Source organism: Streptomyces radicis (genome assembly GCF_003626575.1).
Taxonomy (GTDB): domain Bacteria; phylum Actinomycetota; class Actinomycetes; order Streptomycetales; family Streptomycetaceae; genus Streptomyces; species Streptomyces radicis.
Window position 1 is genome coordinate 1 of sequence record NZ_RBDY01000032.1, and the last position, 14,448, is coordinate 14,448.

Annotated in this window: 11 protein-coding genes; all 11 read left to right on the top strand. The window is 75.8% G+C overall.

Annotated elements, in window-relative coordinates; genetic code table 11:
• Positions 1–589 precede the first annotated feature (589 nt).
• The 11 genes from D7318_RS27075 (at position 590) to D7318_RS27125 (ending at position 14,421) form a co-directional block, all read left to right on the top strand.
• Positions 590–1,522 carry a LysR family transcriptional regulator gene (locus D7318_RS27075; RefSeq protein WP_120699853.1) on the top strand — a complete coding sequence of 311 codons (933 nt, stop codon included), beginning with the start codon at positions 590–592 and terminating at the stop codon, positions 1,520–1,522.
• 439 nt (positions 1,523–1,961) lie between these two features.
• Entirely contained in the window at positions 1,962–2,885 is a 924-nt protein-coding gene (locus D7318_RS27080) for a sulfurtransferase (RefSeq protein ID WP_120699854.1), read from the top strand.
• Positions 2,882–4,081, top strand: coding sequence for an LLM class flavin-dependent oxidoreductase (locus D7318_RS27085; protein ID WP_120699910.1), 1,200 nt, complete (start codon positions 2,882–2,884; stop codon positions 4,079–4,081). Before D7318_RS27080 ends, D7318_RS27085 begins: the two co-directional genes overlap by 4 nt.
• 37 nt (positions 4,082–4,118) lie before the next feature.
• On the top strand, positions 4,119–5,753 hold the full coding sequence (locus tag D7318_RS27090) for an ABC transporter substrate-binding protein (protein WP_120699855.1): 1,635 nt from the start codon (positions 4,119–4,121) through the stop codon (positions 5,751–5,753).
• Positions 5,754–5,805: 52 nt separating this feature from the next.
• Complete coding sequence (locus D7318_RS27095; RefSeq protein ID WP_120699856.1) at positions 5,806–6,750, top strand: ABC transporter permease; 945 nt, start codon at positions 5,806–5,808, stop codon at positions 6,748–6,750.
• Positions 6,747–7,625, top strand: a complete 879-nt coding sequence (locus D7318_RS27100) for an ABC transporter permease (protein ID WP_120699857.1) — start codon at positions 6,747–6,749, stop codon at positions 7,623–7,625. Before D7318_RS27095 ends, D7318_RS27100 begins: the two co-directional genes overlap by 4 nt.
• Positions 7,622–9,946: a dipeptide ABC transporter ATP-binding protein gene (locus tag D7318_RS27105; RefSeq protein WP_120699858.1), complete on the top strand. Its 2,325-nt coding sequence runs from the start codon at positions 7,622–7,624 to the stop codon at positions 9,944–9,946. The genes D7318_RS27100 and D7318_RS27105 overlap by 4 nt, the downstream gene beginning before the upstream one ends.
• Positions 9,943–11,211, top strand: a complete 1,269-nt coding sequence (locus tag D7318_RS27110) for an LLM class flavin-dependent oxidoreductase (protein ID WP_120699859.1) — start codon at positions 9,943–9,945, stop codon at positions 11,209–11,211. The genes D7318_RS27105 and D7318_RS27110 overlap by 4 nt, the downstream gene beginning before the upstream one ends.
• Positions 11,208–12,281 carry a ketopantoate reductase family protein gene (locus D7318_RS27115; protein ID WP_183091623.1) on the top strand — a complete coding sequence of 358 codons (1,074 nt, stop codon included), beginning with the start codon at positions 11,208–11,210 and terminating at the stop codon, positions 12,279–12,281. The genes D7318_RS27110 and D7318_RS27115 overlap by 4 nt, the downstream gene beginning before the upstream one ends.
• Positions 12,278–13,054, top strand: a complete 777-nt coding sequence (locus tag D7318_RS27120) for an alpha/beta hydrolase (RefSeq protein ID WP_230424129.1) — start codon at positions 12,278–12,280, stop codon at positions 13,052–13,054. The genes D7318_RS27115 and D7318_RS27120 overlap by 4 nt, the downstream gene beginning before the upstream one ends.
• Entirely contained in the window at positions 13,051–14,421 is a 1,371-nt protein-coding gene (locus D7318_RS27125) for an FAD-binding oxidoreductase (protein WP_120699861.1), read from the top strand. Before D7318_RS27120 ends, D7318_RS27125 begins: the two co-directional genes overlap by 4 nt.
• Positions 14,422–14,448: the final 27 nt, after the last annotated feature.

Genomic DNA, 14,448 nt, shown 5'->3' on the forward strand with positions numbered 1-14,448 from the left:
CGGAACTCAAACAACGCTGGCGAACCCTCCAGCACGTCACGATCAGCCCCACCCGCATCGGCGCCATCACACAAGCAGCTCTGGCACTCAACAACGCATGGAAATAACCACCGCTGAGAAAACCTCACTGTGTGTTGAACAGAACGTGCCCCGTTTCAGGAGAGCACCCGGCCTCGCGTAAGCGAGGCATAAAGCCCCGCGGGCCCGCTGAACGACGCGCGCGCCCGCCCCGGACCGGCCCGCCCCATAAGCTCAACGTGCGCGCGGTAAACGACGATTGCGGCGGCCAGGGCAGGCCCGAAGGGTGCGCGCCACCCCAGCCGACCACCGGGAAAACGGCCGCCAACAAGGGACGCGGCCGCGCCCGTTCGGCGAACGGCCCCAGCCCACAGCGAGACCGACCGTTTACCGAGACGGCCGCACACCGGACACCCCTCCCCCCGTAGGTGCCCTCCCTGACCCGCACCACCACAACACCCGACACCCGGCAGACGGCGAGCGGGAGGGCGTCCAGCCCGTAGCCGCCGCCACAGCCGCCCGCAGGGCACCCGCACGGGCACCCCTTGACGCGGCGCCTACGATCGGGAGGGTGCCCGACTCACTCGACCTGGTGCAGCTCCGCAGCTTCGTCGCCATCGCCGACTGCGGAGGATTCGGCCGCGCCGCGGCCGCGCTGCACCTCAGCCAGCCGACCGTCAGCCAGCATGTGCGGCTGCTCGAGAAGCGGCTCGACGCCGAGCTGGTCCGCAGGGACGGGCGGCGCACCCGTTTCACCGACGCCGGGGAGCGGCTGCTGGTCGAGGCCCGCCGCATCCTGTCCGTGCACGACCAGGCGCTCGAACGGCTGGACGCCGCCAGCCGGTCGCGGATCGTCATCGGCTCGGCGGAGACCGCGGCCGACCAGGTGCTGCCCGGGGTCCTGGCGCGGCTGCGGGCGGCGTTCCCGCACCATGGCGTGCAGTTCCACATCGACCGCTCGACGCAGATGACCGAGGCCGTGGCCCGGGGCACCATCGATCTGGCTGTGATCCTGAGCACTACCCCCGACACCCCGGGGCGCCGCGTCGGCTCCCTGCCGCTGGCCTGGTACGCCGCCCCCGGGTGGCAGCCTCCGGCGGGCGGCGAACGCTGGCCGCTCGTGGCCTATGTCGAGCCCTGCGGGATGCGGCAGCGCGCCCTGCACGAGCTGGCCGAGGCGGGCCTCACGGTCGACGTGGTCGCCGAGTCCACCAGCCTCGAGGGCGTGATGGGCGCCGCGCGGGCGGGCCTCGGAGTCGCCGTACTGCCGTCCGCGGGGCGGCTGTTGCCCGGGCTGGTCGAGCGGAACGACCTGCCGGACCTGGGGCTCGCGGGCGTGCACCTGACGGCCCGTCGGGGCCTCGACATCGACGTGGAGGCCGCCGCGCTCGCCGCGATGGAGGGCTTCTTCGCCGAGCTGCGCGGCACCGCCTCCGCCGACCTCGACGAGGTCGCCGAGGTCGCCGACGAGGTCGCGCCCCGGCTGGAGCACGACGGGCGCTGACCGCTCCGCGTCGGCCTTCCATCACCGCTCCCGATGGGTGTCCATCGGACATCGTTGTTGGACGCCCGCGCGGCCCCGTCCTAGGGTGTTGGCCATGACACGCACTCGAGGACACGTCCCAGGGCGACTGCCGCACGGCGCGCTGTCCTGCGCGGTCTCCGTGCCGCGATGTCCGTGTCGCTCCTGTCCGGCCTGTTGAGCCGGTCCCCCGGTCGACGGGGGTCGTGACGGCCGAGGCCGCGCCGTTGGGCGGGCCACCCGGTGAACGCCCTGGCGCCGCACGGCGCCCGGCTCCCCCGCGCCGTCACGCGCTCCCCCTCGCCGCCACCCCGTAACCCGCTCGCCCTCCGCGCCGCCCCCTGGCCCGGTCGCGCCCGGCCGCCGCCGTGCCCGCGACCGCCACGGGGCGGGTGGTCACGCCTGTCCCAGGAGCACCGCCATGCCCGTTCTCGTGTCCCCCGACGAACTCGCCGCCCTGCTCGCCGCCGACCCCCGCGTCCGGGTGCTCGACGTCCGCTGGTCGCTCGCCGCGCCCGATGGGCTGCCCGCCCATCGCGCGGGCCACATCCCGGGCGCCGTCCATGTCGATCTGGAGCGCGAGCTGTCCGCGCCCGCCACCCCCGGCGGCGGCCGCCACCCGCTGCCGCCGATCGCCGACCTCCGGCGCGCGGCCAGCCGTTGGGGCGTCGACGACGGCGACCCCGTGGTGGTCCACGACGACTCGGGAGGGCTCGCGGCGGCCCGCGCCTGGTGGCTGCTGCGCCACGCCGGGGTCGCCGATGTGCGGGTCCTCGACGGGGCGTTCGCCGCGTGGCGCGCCGCCGGGCTGCCGGTGGCCACGGGGGACGAGCCCGCGCCGCCGCCGGGGAACGTGCGGCTGTCCTACGGCCACCTCCCGGTGATCGACGCCGACGAGGCAGCGGCCCTGCCGGACCGTGGCACCCTGCTCGACGCGCGCGCCGCCGCCCGTTACCGGGGCGACGAGGAGCCGGTCGACCCCAGGGCCGGGCACATCCCCGGGGCGGTGAGCGCACCGGCCACCGACCACCTCGACCCGGCGGGCCGCTTCCGCTCCCCCGCCGAACTGCGCGTCCATTACGCGGCGTTGGGCGTGCGCGCGGACCGGCCCACGGCCGTCTACTGCGGATCGGGCGTGACCGCGGCGCACAGCGTGCTCGCGCTGGCCGTGGCCGGGGTCGATGCGGCGCTCTTCCCCGGCTCCTGGTCGGCGTGGTCCGCCGACCCCGCGCGCCCCGTCGCCACCGGCGCCTCGCCCCGGCCACCCGCGCCCACTGCGCCGCCCGCGCCGCCCGTTCCCCCCGCCTCCTCCCCCGCCGCCCCGACGACAGGAGCCCCGGCATGACCGTCGAGTTCATCAGCGCCAGCTATGTGAACGACTCCACCGAACTCCATCCCCGCCCAGGGCAGGGCATCGACCGCTCCTTCCTGGTGCGCTACGCCCGCACGCTGGACGAGTACGGCTTCGACTACACGCTGCTGCCCTACGGGTCCGCGGGCTACGACCCGTTCACCGTGGCCGCCGCCATCGCCCAACACACCGAGCGCGTACGCCCGTTGGTCGCGCTGCGGCCCAACACCGTCTATCCGACGGTCGCCGCCAAGGCGCTCGCCACCCTCGACCAGCTCAGCGGCGGCCGGGCCGCCGTGCACATCATCTCGGGCGGCGACGACCACGAGCAGGCCCGCGAGGGCGACCGGCTGCCGAAGGAGCGGCGCTACGCGCGGTCCGCCGAGTTCATCGAGATCCTGCGCAGGGCGTGGACCGCGGCCGAACCGTTCGACCACGCCGGGGAGTTCTACTCGTTCGAGGACTTCCGCGCCGAGTACCGCCCTGTGGCGGGCACCATCCCCGTCTCCGTCGGCGGCTCGTCGCCCGAGGCGTACCGGGTGGGTGGCGCGCTCGGCGACATCTTCGGGCTGTGGGGCGAGCCGCTGGCCGAGACGCGGCAGCAGATCGACGCCGTCCACCGGGAGGCCGAACGCGCGGGCCGCGCCGACCGGCCCAGGATCTGGGTGACCTTCCGCCCGATCATCGCGCCCACCGAGGAGCTGGCCTGGGAGAAGGCGCACCGGGTGCTGGCCGCGCTGCGCCGCCCCGAGGCCAAGGACGCCATCGCCCGCTGGCCCCGGCGCGAGGGCCGCCCGCAGAACGTCGGGTCCCGGCGCCTGCTCGACATCGCCGACCGCGGCGAGCTGCACGACCGCGCCCTGTGGACCCCGGTCGCCACCGCGACCAACGCGCGCGGCGCCTCCACCGCGCTGGTCGGCACGCCCGAGACGGTGGCCGCCGCGATCCTCGACTACATCGATCTGGGCGCCGAGCTGATCTCGATCCGCGGCTACGACAACCTCGACGACGCGATCGACTACGGGCGTTACGTCCTCCCCCTGGTCCGCCAGGAGCTGGACGCGCGCGCCAGGGGCGCGTCCCGGCTCGACGCCGGTCCGCCGGTGCCGCCCCCGGGATCCCCCTTCGCCGCCGGATCCGGAGCCACCGCGTCCGAGACCGCCAGGACCGAAGCCACCACCACCGCCTGAGCACGGCCCCGCCGTGCCCGCACCCCGAGGAAAGCCCATGCGTCCCCAGACCAGAACCGGGGCGGCCCGCCGCCCCCTCCGCCTGGCCACCGCCGCCGTCGCCCTGCCGCTGACCCTGCTCGCCACCGCGTGCGGCGGGACCGAGGCCGCGGGCGGCGGCGACGCGGGCGAGCCACGCCCGGGCGGAACCCTGGCCGTCGGCCTCAACACGAGCCTGGCCTGCGCCGACCCGCACCAGAACTCCTCGAACGTCACCATCTTCGTGGCCCGGCAGATAGCCGACTCGCTCACCGACCAGGACCCGGAGACGGGCGAGATCACCCCGTGGCTCGCCGAGTCATGGGAGGTCTCCGAGTCCGCGGACTCCTACACGTTCCACCTGCGGGAGGGCGTGACGTTCGGCGACGGCACGCCGCTGAACGCCGAAGCGGTCGCGGCCAACTTCGAGACGATCGCCGACCTCGGCCCCGGCGTCACGCCGTTGGCCTCCACCTACCTGGACGGCTACGCCGGGTCCGAGGTGGTGGACGAGCACACCGTCACGGTCACGTTCGACCACTCCAACGTGCAGTTCCTCCAGGGCACCGCCACCATCACGCTGGGCATCCTGGCGCCCGCCACCCTGGAGCGCACGCCGGAGGAGCGGTGCGCGGGCGAGCTGATCGGGGCGGGCCCGTTCGTCATCGACGGCTACCAGCCCGAGCAGCGGATCACGCTGCAACGGCGCGACGGCTACGACTGGGCCTCCCCCGTGCTCGAGCACACCGGCGAGGCGTATGTGGAGACCGTCGACTTCGATGTGGTCCCCGAGGCCGGGGTGCGCGCCGGGCAGCTGCGCAACGGCGAGCTGCACATCGACACCATCCCGCTCACCGAGGACGTGCCCGGCTTCGAGGGCAACGGCTTCGGCGTCGTCGGCCGCCCCTACCCGGGCGTCGGCGTCAACCTCATCCCCAACCTGCGACGCCCGCTCGCCGGCGAGACCGCCGTGCGCCGGGCCATCCAACTCGGCGTCGACCGCGAGGAGATCGTCTCCGGCGTGCTGACCGAGTACGACCGGGTGGCGGAGAACGTGATCACCTCGGCCACGCCGTTCTTCGAACCCCTCGACGGCATCGCCCACGACCCCGGGCGGGCGGTCGAGCTGCTCGAGGACGACGGCTGGCTGCCGGGCGCCGACGGCGTGCGGGAGAAGGACGAGCAGCGCCTGGAGCTGCTCGCGCTCTACCACGCGGGGCGGCAGGCCGGGCCGATGATGGAGCTGGTCCAGTCGCAGCTGCGGGAGATCGGCATCGACCTCCAGATCAGGCTGCTCGCCCCCGCCGAGCTGGCCGACGCCGAGGCGAGCGGCGAGTGGGACCTGTGGTACTCGCCGTTCCACCGGGCCGAGGCGGACTCGGCGCGCGCGGTGTTCGGGTTCACCGGGCGCAACCAGAACCGGGTCGAGGAGGCCAGGCCGGTGGACGAGCTGCTCCAGGAGCAGTCGGGCGAGGCCGACCCCGAGCGGCGACAGGAGCTGATCACCGAGGCCACCCAGGAGCTGGTGGACGAGGCGTACGCCATCCCGCTCTACGAGCTCGCGGGCGTGATGACGCACCGCGAGGGCGTCCAGGGCTTCCACTTCGAGGCCAGCTCGCGGCTCAGCCTCTACGACGTCTGGCTCGACGAGTGACGCGCCCGCCGCGCCCGCCCCTCCGACCTGATCCGACCTGAGGACTCGACCCATGGGGAAGTACCTCGCCTCGCGCGGCCTCCAGGCGCTGCTCGTGCTGCTCGGGACGTTCACGCTGGCCTTCGTGCTGCTGTCCGTGCTGCCGAGCGACGCGCTGTCCATCAAGCTCTCAGGGGCGGGGGACGCGGCGCTCAGCCCGGATGAGGTGGCCAGGCTGCGCGCGGAGCACGGCTACGACGACCCGCTCGTCGAGCAGTATCTGCGCCAGCTGGGCGGGCTGCTCGGCGGTGACCTGGGGACGTCGCTGCACACCGGCGCCCCGGTGCTGTCCATGCTGGGCAGCGCCCTGCCGCACACCGCCCAACTGGCGGGTCTCGCCCTGCTGTTCGGGGTGGTCGCCGGGCTGCTCGTGGGCAGCGTGGCCGCGCACACCCGTGGCCCGTGGGCCAGGGAGGCGCTGATGTCGCTGCCGCCGCTTGGGATCTCGTTCCCCACCTTCGCGGTGGGCCTGGTGCTGATCCAGGTGGTGGCGTTCCAGTGGCAGGCGCTGCCGTCGGGCGGCACGGACGGCTTCAGGAGCCTGGTCCTGCCCGCGATCACGCTGGCGCTTCCGGTCACCGCGACGGTGGCCCAGGTCTTCCACCGGAGCCTGCGCGAGGTGCTCGAACAGGGCTATGTGGACACCGCGGTCGCCAAGGGCGCGGGGCGGGCGCGGATCCACCTGGCGCACGCCACCCGCAACGCCGCGGGGCCCACGCTCACCGCGACCGCCGTGGTCGTCGGGAACCTGCTCGGCGGCGCGGTGGTGACCGAGACGGTCTTCTCCCGCGAGGGCGTCGGGCGACTCACGGCCGACGCGGTCACCCGCCAGGACCTGCCCGTGGTGCAGGGCGTGGTGCTGCTCTCCGCGCTGGTCTTCGTCGTCGTCAACCTGCTCGTGGACCTCGCCTATCCCCTGCTCGACCGCCGCGTCACCGTCAAGGAGGCCGTCAGATGACCAGCACCGAGACCGTCGCCGCCGAGGTGGCGGGCCCGGCCGCCGCCGGGCCCGCCAGGCGGCGGCGCGAGCCGCGCCGCCTCGGCCCCGGGGTGGTGCTCGCCCTGCTGGTGCTCGGGCTCGCGGTGCTCGCCGCGTTCGCCCCTGGGCTGCTGACGTCGCACTCGCCGACCAGCGACGACGTGCTCGACAAGCTGCGACCGCCCAGCGCCGAGCACTGGTTCGGCACCGACCAGCTGGGGCGCGACGTGTTCGCGCGGGTGGTGCACGGTGCGGGTCTTTCGCTGCGGGCGCCGCTCATCGCGGTGGCCATCGCGTTCGGCGTCGGCTCGACCGTCGGCCTGGTGTCCGGCTTCGTCGGCGGGGCCGTGGACGCCGTGCTCATGCGGCTGGTGGACATCCTGCTCGCGGTGCCCTCGCTGCTGCTCTCGCTGGCGATCGTCGCCGCGCTCGGCTTCGGGATCACCAACGTCGCGGTCGCCGTCGGCATCGCGTCGGTCGCGTCGTTCGCCCGGATCACCAGGGCCGAGGCGCTGCGGGTGCGGGCCTCGCCGTTCGTCGAGGCGGCCGTCGTGCTGGGGGTGCGCCGCCCCGTGGTGCTCGCGCGGCACGTGCTGCCGCACGCGATCGGGCCCGCCCTTGTGCTCTCCACCCTGGAGTTCGGCACCGCGATCCTCTCGGTCTCGGCGCTGAGCTTCCTCGGCTACGGCGAACCGCCGCCGACCCCCGAGTGGGGCAAGATCGTCAGCGAGGGCCGGGACTATCTGGCCACCGCGTGGTGGGTCGCGCTGCTGCCCAGCCTGGTGATCGCGGCGACCGTGCTCGCCACCAACCGGGTCTCCCGCTGGCTCGACACCCAGGGGGCGGGGCGATGACCGCGCTGTCCGTGGGCGCGGAGCGGCACGCCGGGGAACGGGCCGACGCGGGGCCCCTGTTGGAGGTCTCCGACCTCACCGTCGCCTACCGGGTCGGCGGGGCCGAGCGCCCCGCGGTGCGCGGTCTCGGCCTGACCGTGCGCGCCGGGGAGACGGTCGCCGTCGTCGGCGAGTCGGGCTCGGGGAAGAGCACGCTCGCCCACACGGTCAACGGCATGCTGCCGGACAACGGCCGGGTGCTGGGCGGGCGGGTCCACTACGCGGGCCGCGATGTGCTCGGGCTCTCCAGGGCCGGGCTGCGCGCGCTGCGCGGCGCGGAGATCGCCCTCGTCCCGCAGGACCCCGGCACCTCGCTCAACCCCACCACCAGGGTCGGGCGGCAGGTCGCGGAGGCGCTGCGCATCCACCGCATCGCCGACCGGGCGACGGCGGCCGAGCGGGCGGTCGAGCTGCTGGAACGGGTCGGCATCGACCGCCCCGGGACCCGGGCGCGGCAGTTCCCGCACGAGCTGTCGGGCGGGATGCGGCAGCGGGTGCTCATCGCCATCGCCCTGGCGGCCGAGCCCCGGCTGCTGATCGCCGACGAGCCGACCAGCGCGCTCGACGCCACCGTCAGCCGCCGGGTCCTCGACCACCTGGCGACGCTCCGCGCCGAGCGGGGCATCGCGCTGCTGCTGATCACCCACGACCTGGCCATGGCGGCCGAACGCGCCGACCGCATCGCGGTGTTGCGCGGCGGCCTGCTGGTCGAGGAGGGACCGGCGCGGCGGCTGGTCACCGACCCTGGCCACCCGTACACGCGGGAGCTGCTCGCCGACACCCCCAGCCTGCGCGGGCGACGGCTGGTCGCCGCGCGCGAACGGGCCCCGGACGCGGAAGCGGACGCGGACCCGGACCGGCCGCCGCTGCTGCGGGTGCGCGACCTCGTGAAGGACTTCGGGCGGGCGGCCGACGGCGGCGTCCCGCGCGCCGTCGACGGCGTCGGCTTCGACCTGGCGCGGGGCCGAACGCTGGGCGTGCTCGGCGAGTCGGGCTCGGGCAAGACGACGACGGCCCGCATCCTGCTCGGCCTCGAACGCCCCGACACCGGCAGCGTGCGGCTCGACGGCACCGAGCTGACCACGTTGAACGGCGCGGGGCTGCGCGCGGCGAGGCGCCGCCTCCAGATCGTCCAGCAGAATCCTTACGCCTCCCTCGACCCGCGGTTCACCGTGCGCCGGATCATCGACGAGCCGCTGCGCGCGCACCGGATCGGCGACCGGCGCGAACGCGCGGCGCGGGTCGCCGAGATGCTGGAGGCGGTCGCGCTGTCGCCCGAGCTGGCAGAGCGCCGCCCACGGGAGCTGTCGGGCGGGCAGCGGCAGCGGGTGGCCATCGCCCGCGCCCTGGTGCTGCGGCCCGACGTGGTGGTCTGCGACGAGCCGGTGTCCGCGCTCGACGTGACCGTCCAGGCCCAGATCCTCGACCTGCTGACGCGGCTCCAGCGGGAGCTCGGCATCGCCTATGTCTTCATCTCCCACGACCTGGCCGTGGTGCGGCAGATCTCGGACGACGTGATGGTGATGCGCGGCGGCGCGGTCCTCGAACACGGCCCCGCCGACGAGCTGTTCGAACGCCCGCGGCACCCGTACACCCGCGAGCTGCTCGCCTCGGTGGCCGCGCCCTTCCCCCTGGACGACCCTGACGGCCCCGACGCCCCCTGGCCGCACGAGTCCGAGTCCCCCGAGACCCCGAAGGAGGCCACGATGCCCCCGACCGACACCGTTCACCTGGCCGAACTCCTGCCCGGCGCCGACCCGTCGGCGCCCTCCTGGCCCGCGCTGCGCGACGCCGTCACCGACGCCGAGGCGCGGGGCGTCACCACGCTCGTGCTGCCCGCGCCGGGGCCCACCGCCGCGCCTGTCGAGGCGACCACGGTGGCCGCCGCCGTGCTGCGGGCCACGGCCGCGCTGCGCGTGGTGGTGCCGTTCGACCCCGAGCGGGTCGCGCCCTACAACGCGGCCAGGGTGCTCGGCACGCTCGCCTACCTCGGCCCCGACCGCGTGCTGGTGACCCCGGCCGCGCCACCGGACGGGCAGCGGGACGAGGACGGGGACCGCTGGGCCGACTGGCTCGCGGCGGTCCTGGCGCTGTGGGAGAGCTTCCCGCGCGCGGCGATCGTCGCCGACCGCGCCACAGGGCGTTACTTCGACGCCGGGCGGCTCGACCGGCGCGGCCACCGCGGCCCCCACCACACGGTGGCGGGCCCGCTCAACCTGCCGAGGCCGCCGGGCGACGCGCCGCGCGTCTGGCCCGACGAGAGGACGGAGACCCCCCGATGACCGCCGACGACCGGCAGCGCCTGATGCATCTGAGCCTGAACCTCAGCGGCGTCGGGCGGCACACCGCCGCCTGGACGCACCCGGCGAGCGTGCCGGGCGCCGAGCTGGACGTGGACCACTTCGTCCAGGTCGCGCGGGTCGCCGAGGAGGGCCTGTTCGACGCGGTGTTCCTCGCCGACTCCCCGGCGCTGACCCCCGGCGAGCGCGGCGTTCCGCACCGCTTCGAGCCGTTGACGCTGCTGACCGCGATCGCCGTGGCGACCGGGCGGATCGGGCTCATCGGCACCGTCTCGACCACCTACAACGACCCGCTCACCGTCGCCGACCGCGCCCGCTCGCTCCACACGCTCAGCGCGGGGCGGGCCGCGATCAACGCGGTGGCCTCCGCGGGTGACCGGATCGCCGCCAACTTCGGCCTGGCCGCGCAGCCCAGCCACGGGGAGCGGTACGCCAGGGCCGAGGCGTTCCTCACCGCCGTCGAGGAGCGCTGGGCGCAGGCGCCGCCGACGGGGCAGGGGCGGCCGCTGATCGTGCAGGCGGGCGGCTCGTCCCGGGGCCGCGACCTGGCGGCCCGGCACGCCGACGTCGTCTACGCGGGCGGGTATGGGATCGACGACGCGCTGGCGCTGGACGCCGACATCCGGGCCAGGGCGGTGCGGCAGGGGCGCGCCGCCAGGTCGTTGCGGGTGCTGCCCGGCGTGATCCCCTACCTCGCCGACACCACCGCCGAGGCGCACCGGCTCGCCGACCGGCTCGACGCGGTCCAGCGCGGCGTCATCGACCCGATCGCCTGGCTCGGGCCCGTGGTCGGCGCCGACCTCACCGGGCACGACCCGGATGGGCCGCTGCCCACCGAGGCGCTGCCCACCGACCCCGACAAGCTCTCCGGCGCCAGCCTCGCCGGGCTCGCCCGCACCCTGGGCGAACGGGAGGGGCTGACCGTCCGGGGGATCGCCGAGCGGCTGCACGCCGGGGGGTTCGGCAACATCCAGACGCATGTGCACGGCACGGCCGATGAGATCGCGGGGCGGCTGATCGCGTGGTTCAGGCGGGGCGTGGACGGCTTCAACCTGCTGCTGCCGCTGCAACCCTCGGGCGTGGAGCGTTTCGTGGCCGAGGTGGTGCCGCTGCTCCAGCGCGCGGGCGTGTACCGCACGGGGTACGAGGCGGAGACGCTGGCCGGGCACCTCGGGCTGACCGCGGGCGACGCCGGGGACACCGGGGACGCCGTGCTCGCCGGGCCGACGCCGGGGAGGGCCTCGTGACGCGCTATGTGGTGATCGGCGCGGGGGCGGTGGGTGGCGCGCTCGCCGCCGACCTCCAGCTGGCGGGCATACCCGTGGTGTTGGCCGCCAGGGGCGCCGCGCTCGCGGCCATCGAGGACCGGGGGCTGATCCGGATCACCCCCGCGGGGCGGCGGACGGTGCGGCTGCGCGTGGTCGGCGGCCCCGAAGCGATCGAGCTGACCCCGCGCGACGCGCTGGTCCTCGCGGTCAAGACGCAGGACGCGCGGGACACCCTCGCCGCCTGGGCCTGGCGCCCCGTCGTCGACGGCGGGCGGACGGTGGGCGCCGCCTCGGGGCTGCCGCTCTTCACCCTTCAGAACGGCCTTGACGCCGAACGCGTCGCCGCCCGCCACTTCCGCACGGTGCACGGCACGACCGTGCTGGTCCCCGCGCGCCATCTGGTGCCGGGTGAGGTGCTGACCGGCTCGGCGCCGCGGACCGGCCAGCTCGTCGTCGGCGGCCTGCCCCACCCCGCGCCGCCCGGCGAGCCGGGGCCCGCGGCGGTCCGTTTCGCCGAGGACGCCGAGGCCGCGGGCTGGGTGGGCAGGACCGTGCCCGAGATCTCCCGCTGGAAGGCGTGGAAGCTGCTGATGAACGTCACCAACGCCGTGGAGGTGTTCGCCGGGCCCGCCGACGAGTCGGCCGCGGTGAAGCGGGATGCCGCCGCCGAGGCCGCCGCCGCGCTCGCCGCCGCCGGGTACCGGGTCGCCGACCCGGCGGCCGAGGGCTTCCCCGACCCCGCGCTGACGCGCGTCGTGCCGGGCGCGGGCTATGTGCCGGGGCAGCAGTCCACATGGCAGAGCTTCGCGCGCGGCGCGTCGAGCGAAGTCGACTTCCTCAACGGCGAGATCGTCCTCATCGGCCGCCTGCACGGCGTGCCGACCCCGGTCAACGAGGCGTTGCAGCAGCTGCTCGCCGCCTCCGCGGCCGCCGGGGAGCCGCCGGGCACCCGGCGCGTCGCCGAGGTCACCGCGCTCGCCGCCGAGCTCGCCCGACGCGCCGACCCCACCCACGCCATCGCGCACACGACGGGAAACCCAGCGACATGACCTCCGTTGACCACACGCCCGACCCCACCACGCCCGAACGCACCACCTCCGAACGCACCGCGTCCTGGCGCGAGCCCGACGGAATCGCCCCGCGCGGCACCCTCGTCGTGCTCGCGGGCCCGGGCGAGACCGCCGCCGTGTACCGGCGCTTCGGCGCCCGACTCGCCGCCGACGCCTACCGCGTGGTGGCCGTGCCCGCCGACGCCGCGGACGCCGAGGAGGCGGCCGAGGAGGCCCTGGCCGCCGCCCTCGCCGACCCGGACACGCCGAGGCCGCTCGTGCTGGTCGGCTCCGACACGGGGGCGGCCCGCGCGCTGCGGCTGGCCCGTCGGCACGCCGACGCGGTGGACGGGGTGGTGCTCGCCGGGCTGCCCACCCGCGAGGCCACCAGGGCCGACGCCCCCGAGGCCGGGCTCGACGAGCGCACCGCCTGTCCCAACCACCGCCTGGTCCTCACCCGTGAGGGCGCCCTCGACCGCGGGGCCGCGCCGCCCGAACCGCTCGCCGACACCGAGCCGTTGAGGCTTCCGCTGCTCGCGGTGCACGGCGGCGCCGACCGGATCAGCCCTCCCGAGGAGGCGCTGCCCCGTTACCGCGCGCTGGGCGCGGCGCCGCTCGTCACCGTCAGGGGCGGGCTGCACGACATCCTCAACGACGTCACCCACCGCTCGGTGGCCGCCACCGTGGTCCTCTTCCTCGAACGGCTCAGGCTTGGCGCCGAACTCCCCCCGATCGTCGAGGAGTTCATCGAGCCGACGGCGCCGGGCGCATGACCGGGGGTGCCGTCGCGCGGGCGGGCGAGCTGGCCGCGCTGGCCCGGGCGGTGCGCCCTGGGGCGCTCTCGACCGACCCCGGCGACCGCGCCCGCGTCGCGGTGGATCGCTCGGGCCACCGCCAAGAAGGGCTGCCGCTCGCCGTGGTGCGGGCCGGGGCGGTCGACGACGTGGTGGCCACCGTGCGCTGGGCCGCCGCCCACCGGGTGCCGGTGGTGCCGAGGGGCGCGGGCACCGGGCTCGCGGGCGGTGCGACGGCGGGCGCGGGGAGCGTGGTGCTCGACCTCGGCGGCATGGACCGGATCCTGGCGATCCACCCGGGCGACGGCATCGCCGAGGTCGAGCCCGGGGTGATCACCGCCGAACTCGACCGCGCGGCACGGGAGGTGGGGCTGCGTTACACCCCCGACCCGGCCAGCGCCGCGCTGTCCACGGTGGGCGGGAACATCGCCACCAACGCGGGCGGCCTGCACTGCGTGAAGTACGGCGTGACCCGGGACGCCGTGCTGGCCCTCGACCTGGTGCTCGCCGACGGCACCCTGCTGCGCACGGGACGCAGGACCGTCAAGGGCGTGGCGGGCTACGACCTGACCTCGCTCGTCACCGGCTCCGAGGGAACGCTCGCCGTGGTCGTGGGCGCCACGCTGCGGCTGCACCCGCTCCCGGCCGCGACCGGCACGGCGGCCGCGTACTTCGCCTCCCCCGAGGAGGCGGCGGCCGCCTGCGCCGCGGTGCTCGACGCCGGGCTGCGGCCCAGCGTGCTCGAGTTCCTCGACGCCCGCACGCTCGGGGCGATCCACCGGGCGGGCGGCGAAGTCCCCGCGACGGGCGAGACGTTCGTGCTGGCCAGGACCGACGGGTTCGCCGCGGCGGCGGAGATCGAGGCGGTGCACGCCGTGCTCCGCCGCACCGCCACCCGCGCCGAGTACACCGGCGACCCCGCCGCGGCCGACCGGCTGCTCGCCGTCCGCCGCGCGGCCCTGCCCGCCGTCGAACGCCTCGGCCGGGTGCTGATCGAGGACATCGCCGTGCCCCGCTCCCGGCTCGCCGAGGCGGCCGGTGCGCTGACCGCGCTCGCCGACCGCACGGGGGTGCCCGTCTTCACCTTCGCCCACGCGGGCGAGGGCAACATCCACCCCCTCGTGCTGGCCGGTGGTCAGGACCCGGCGGCCGTGCGGGAGACGGTGGACGAGGTCTTCAGGCTGGCGCTGCGCCTCGGCGGCACCATCACCGGGGAACATGGCGTGGGCACCCTCAAACGCGCCTGGCTCGACGCCGAGTTGGGGCCCGCGGCACGAAGTCTGCACGTGAGGATCAAGCAGGCGCTCGACCCGCTGGGCATCCTCAACCCGGGGAAGGCCATCTGAACCGACTCGCCCGCCCGCACCACCGCC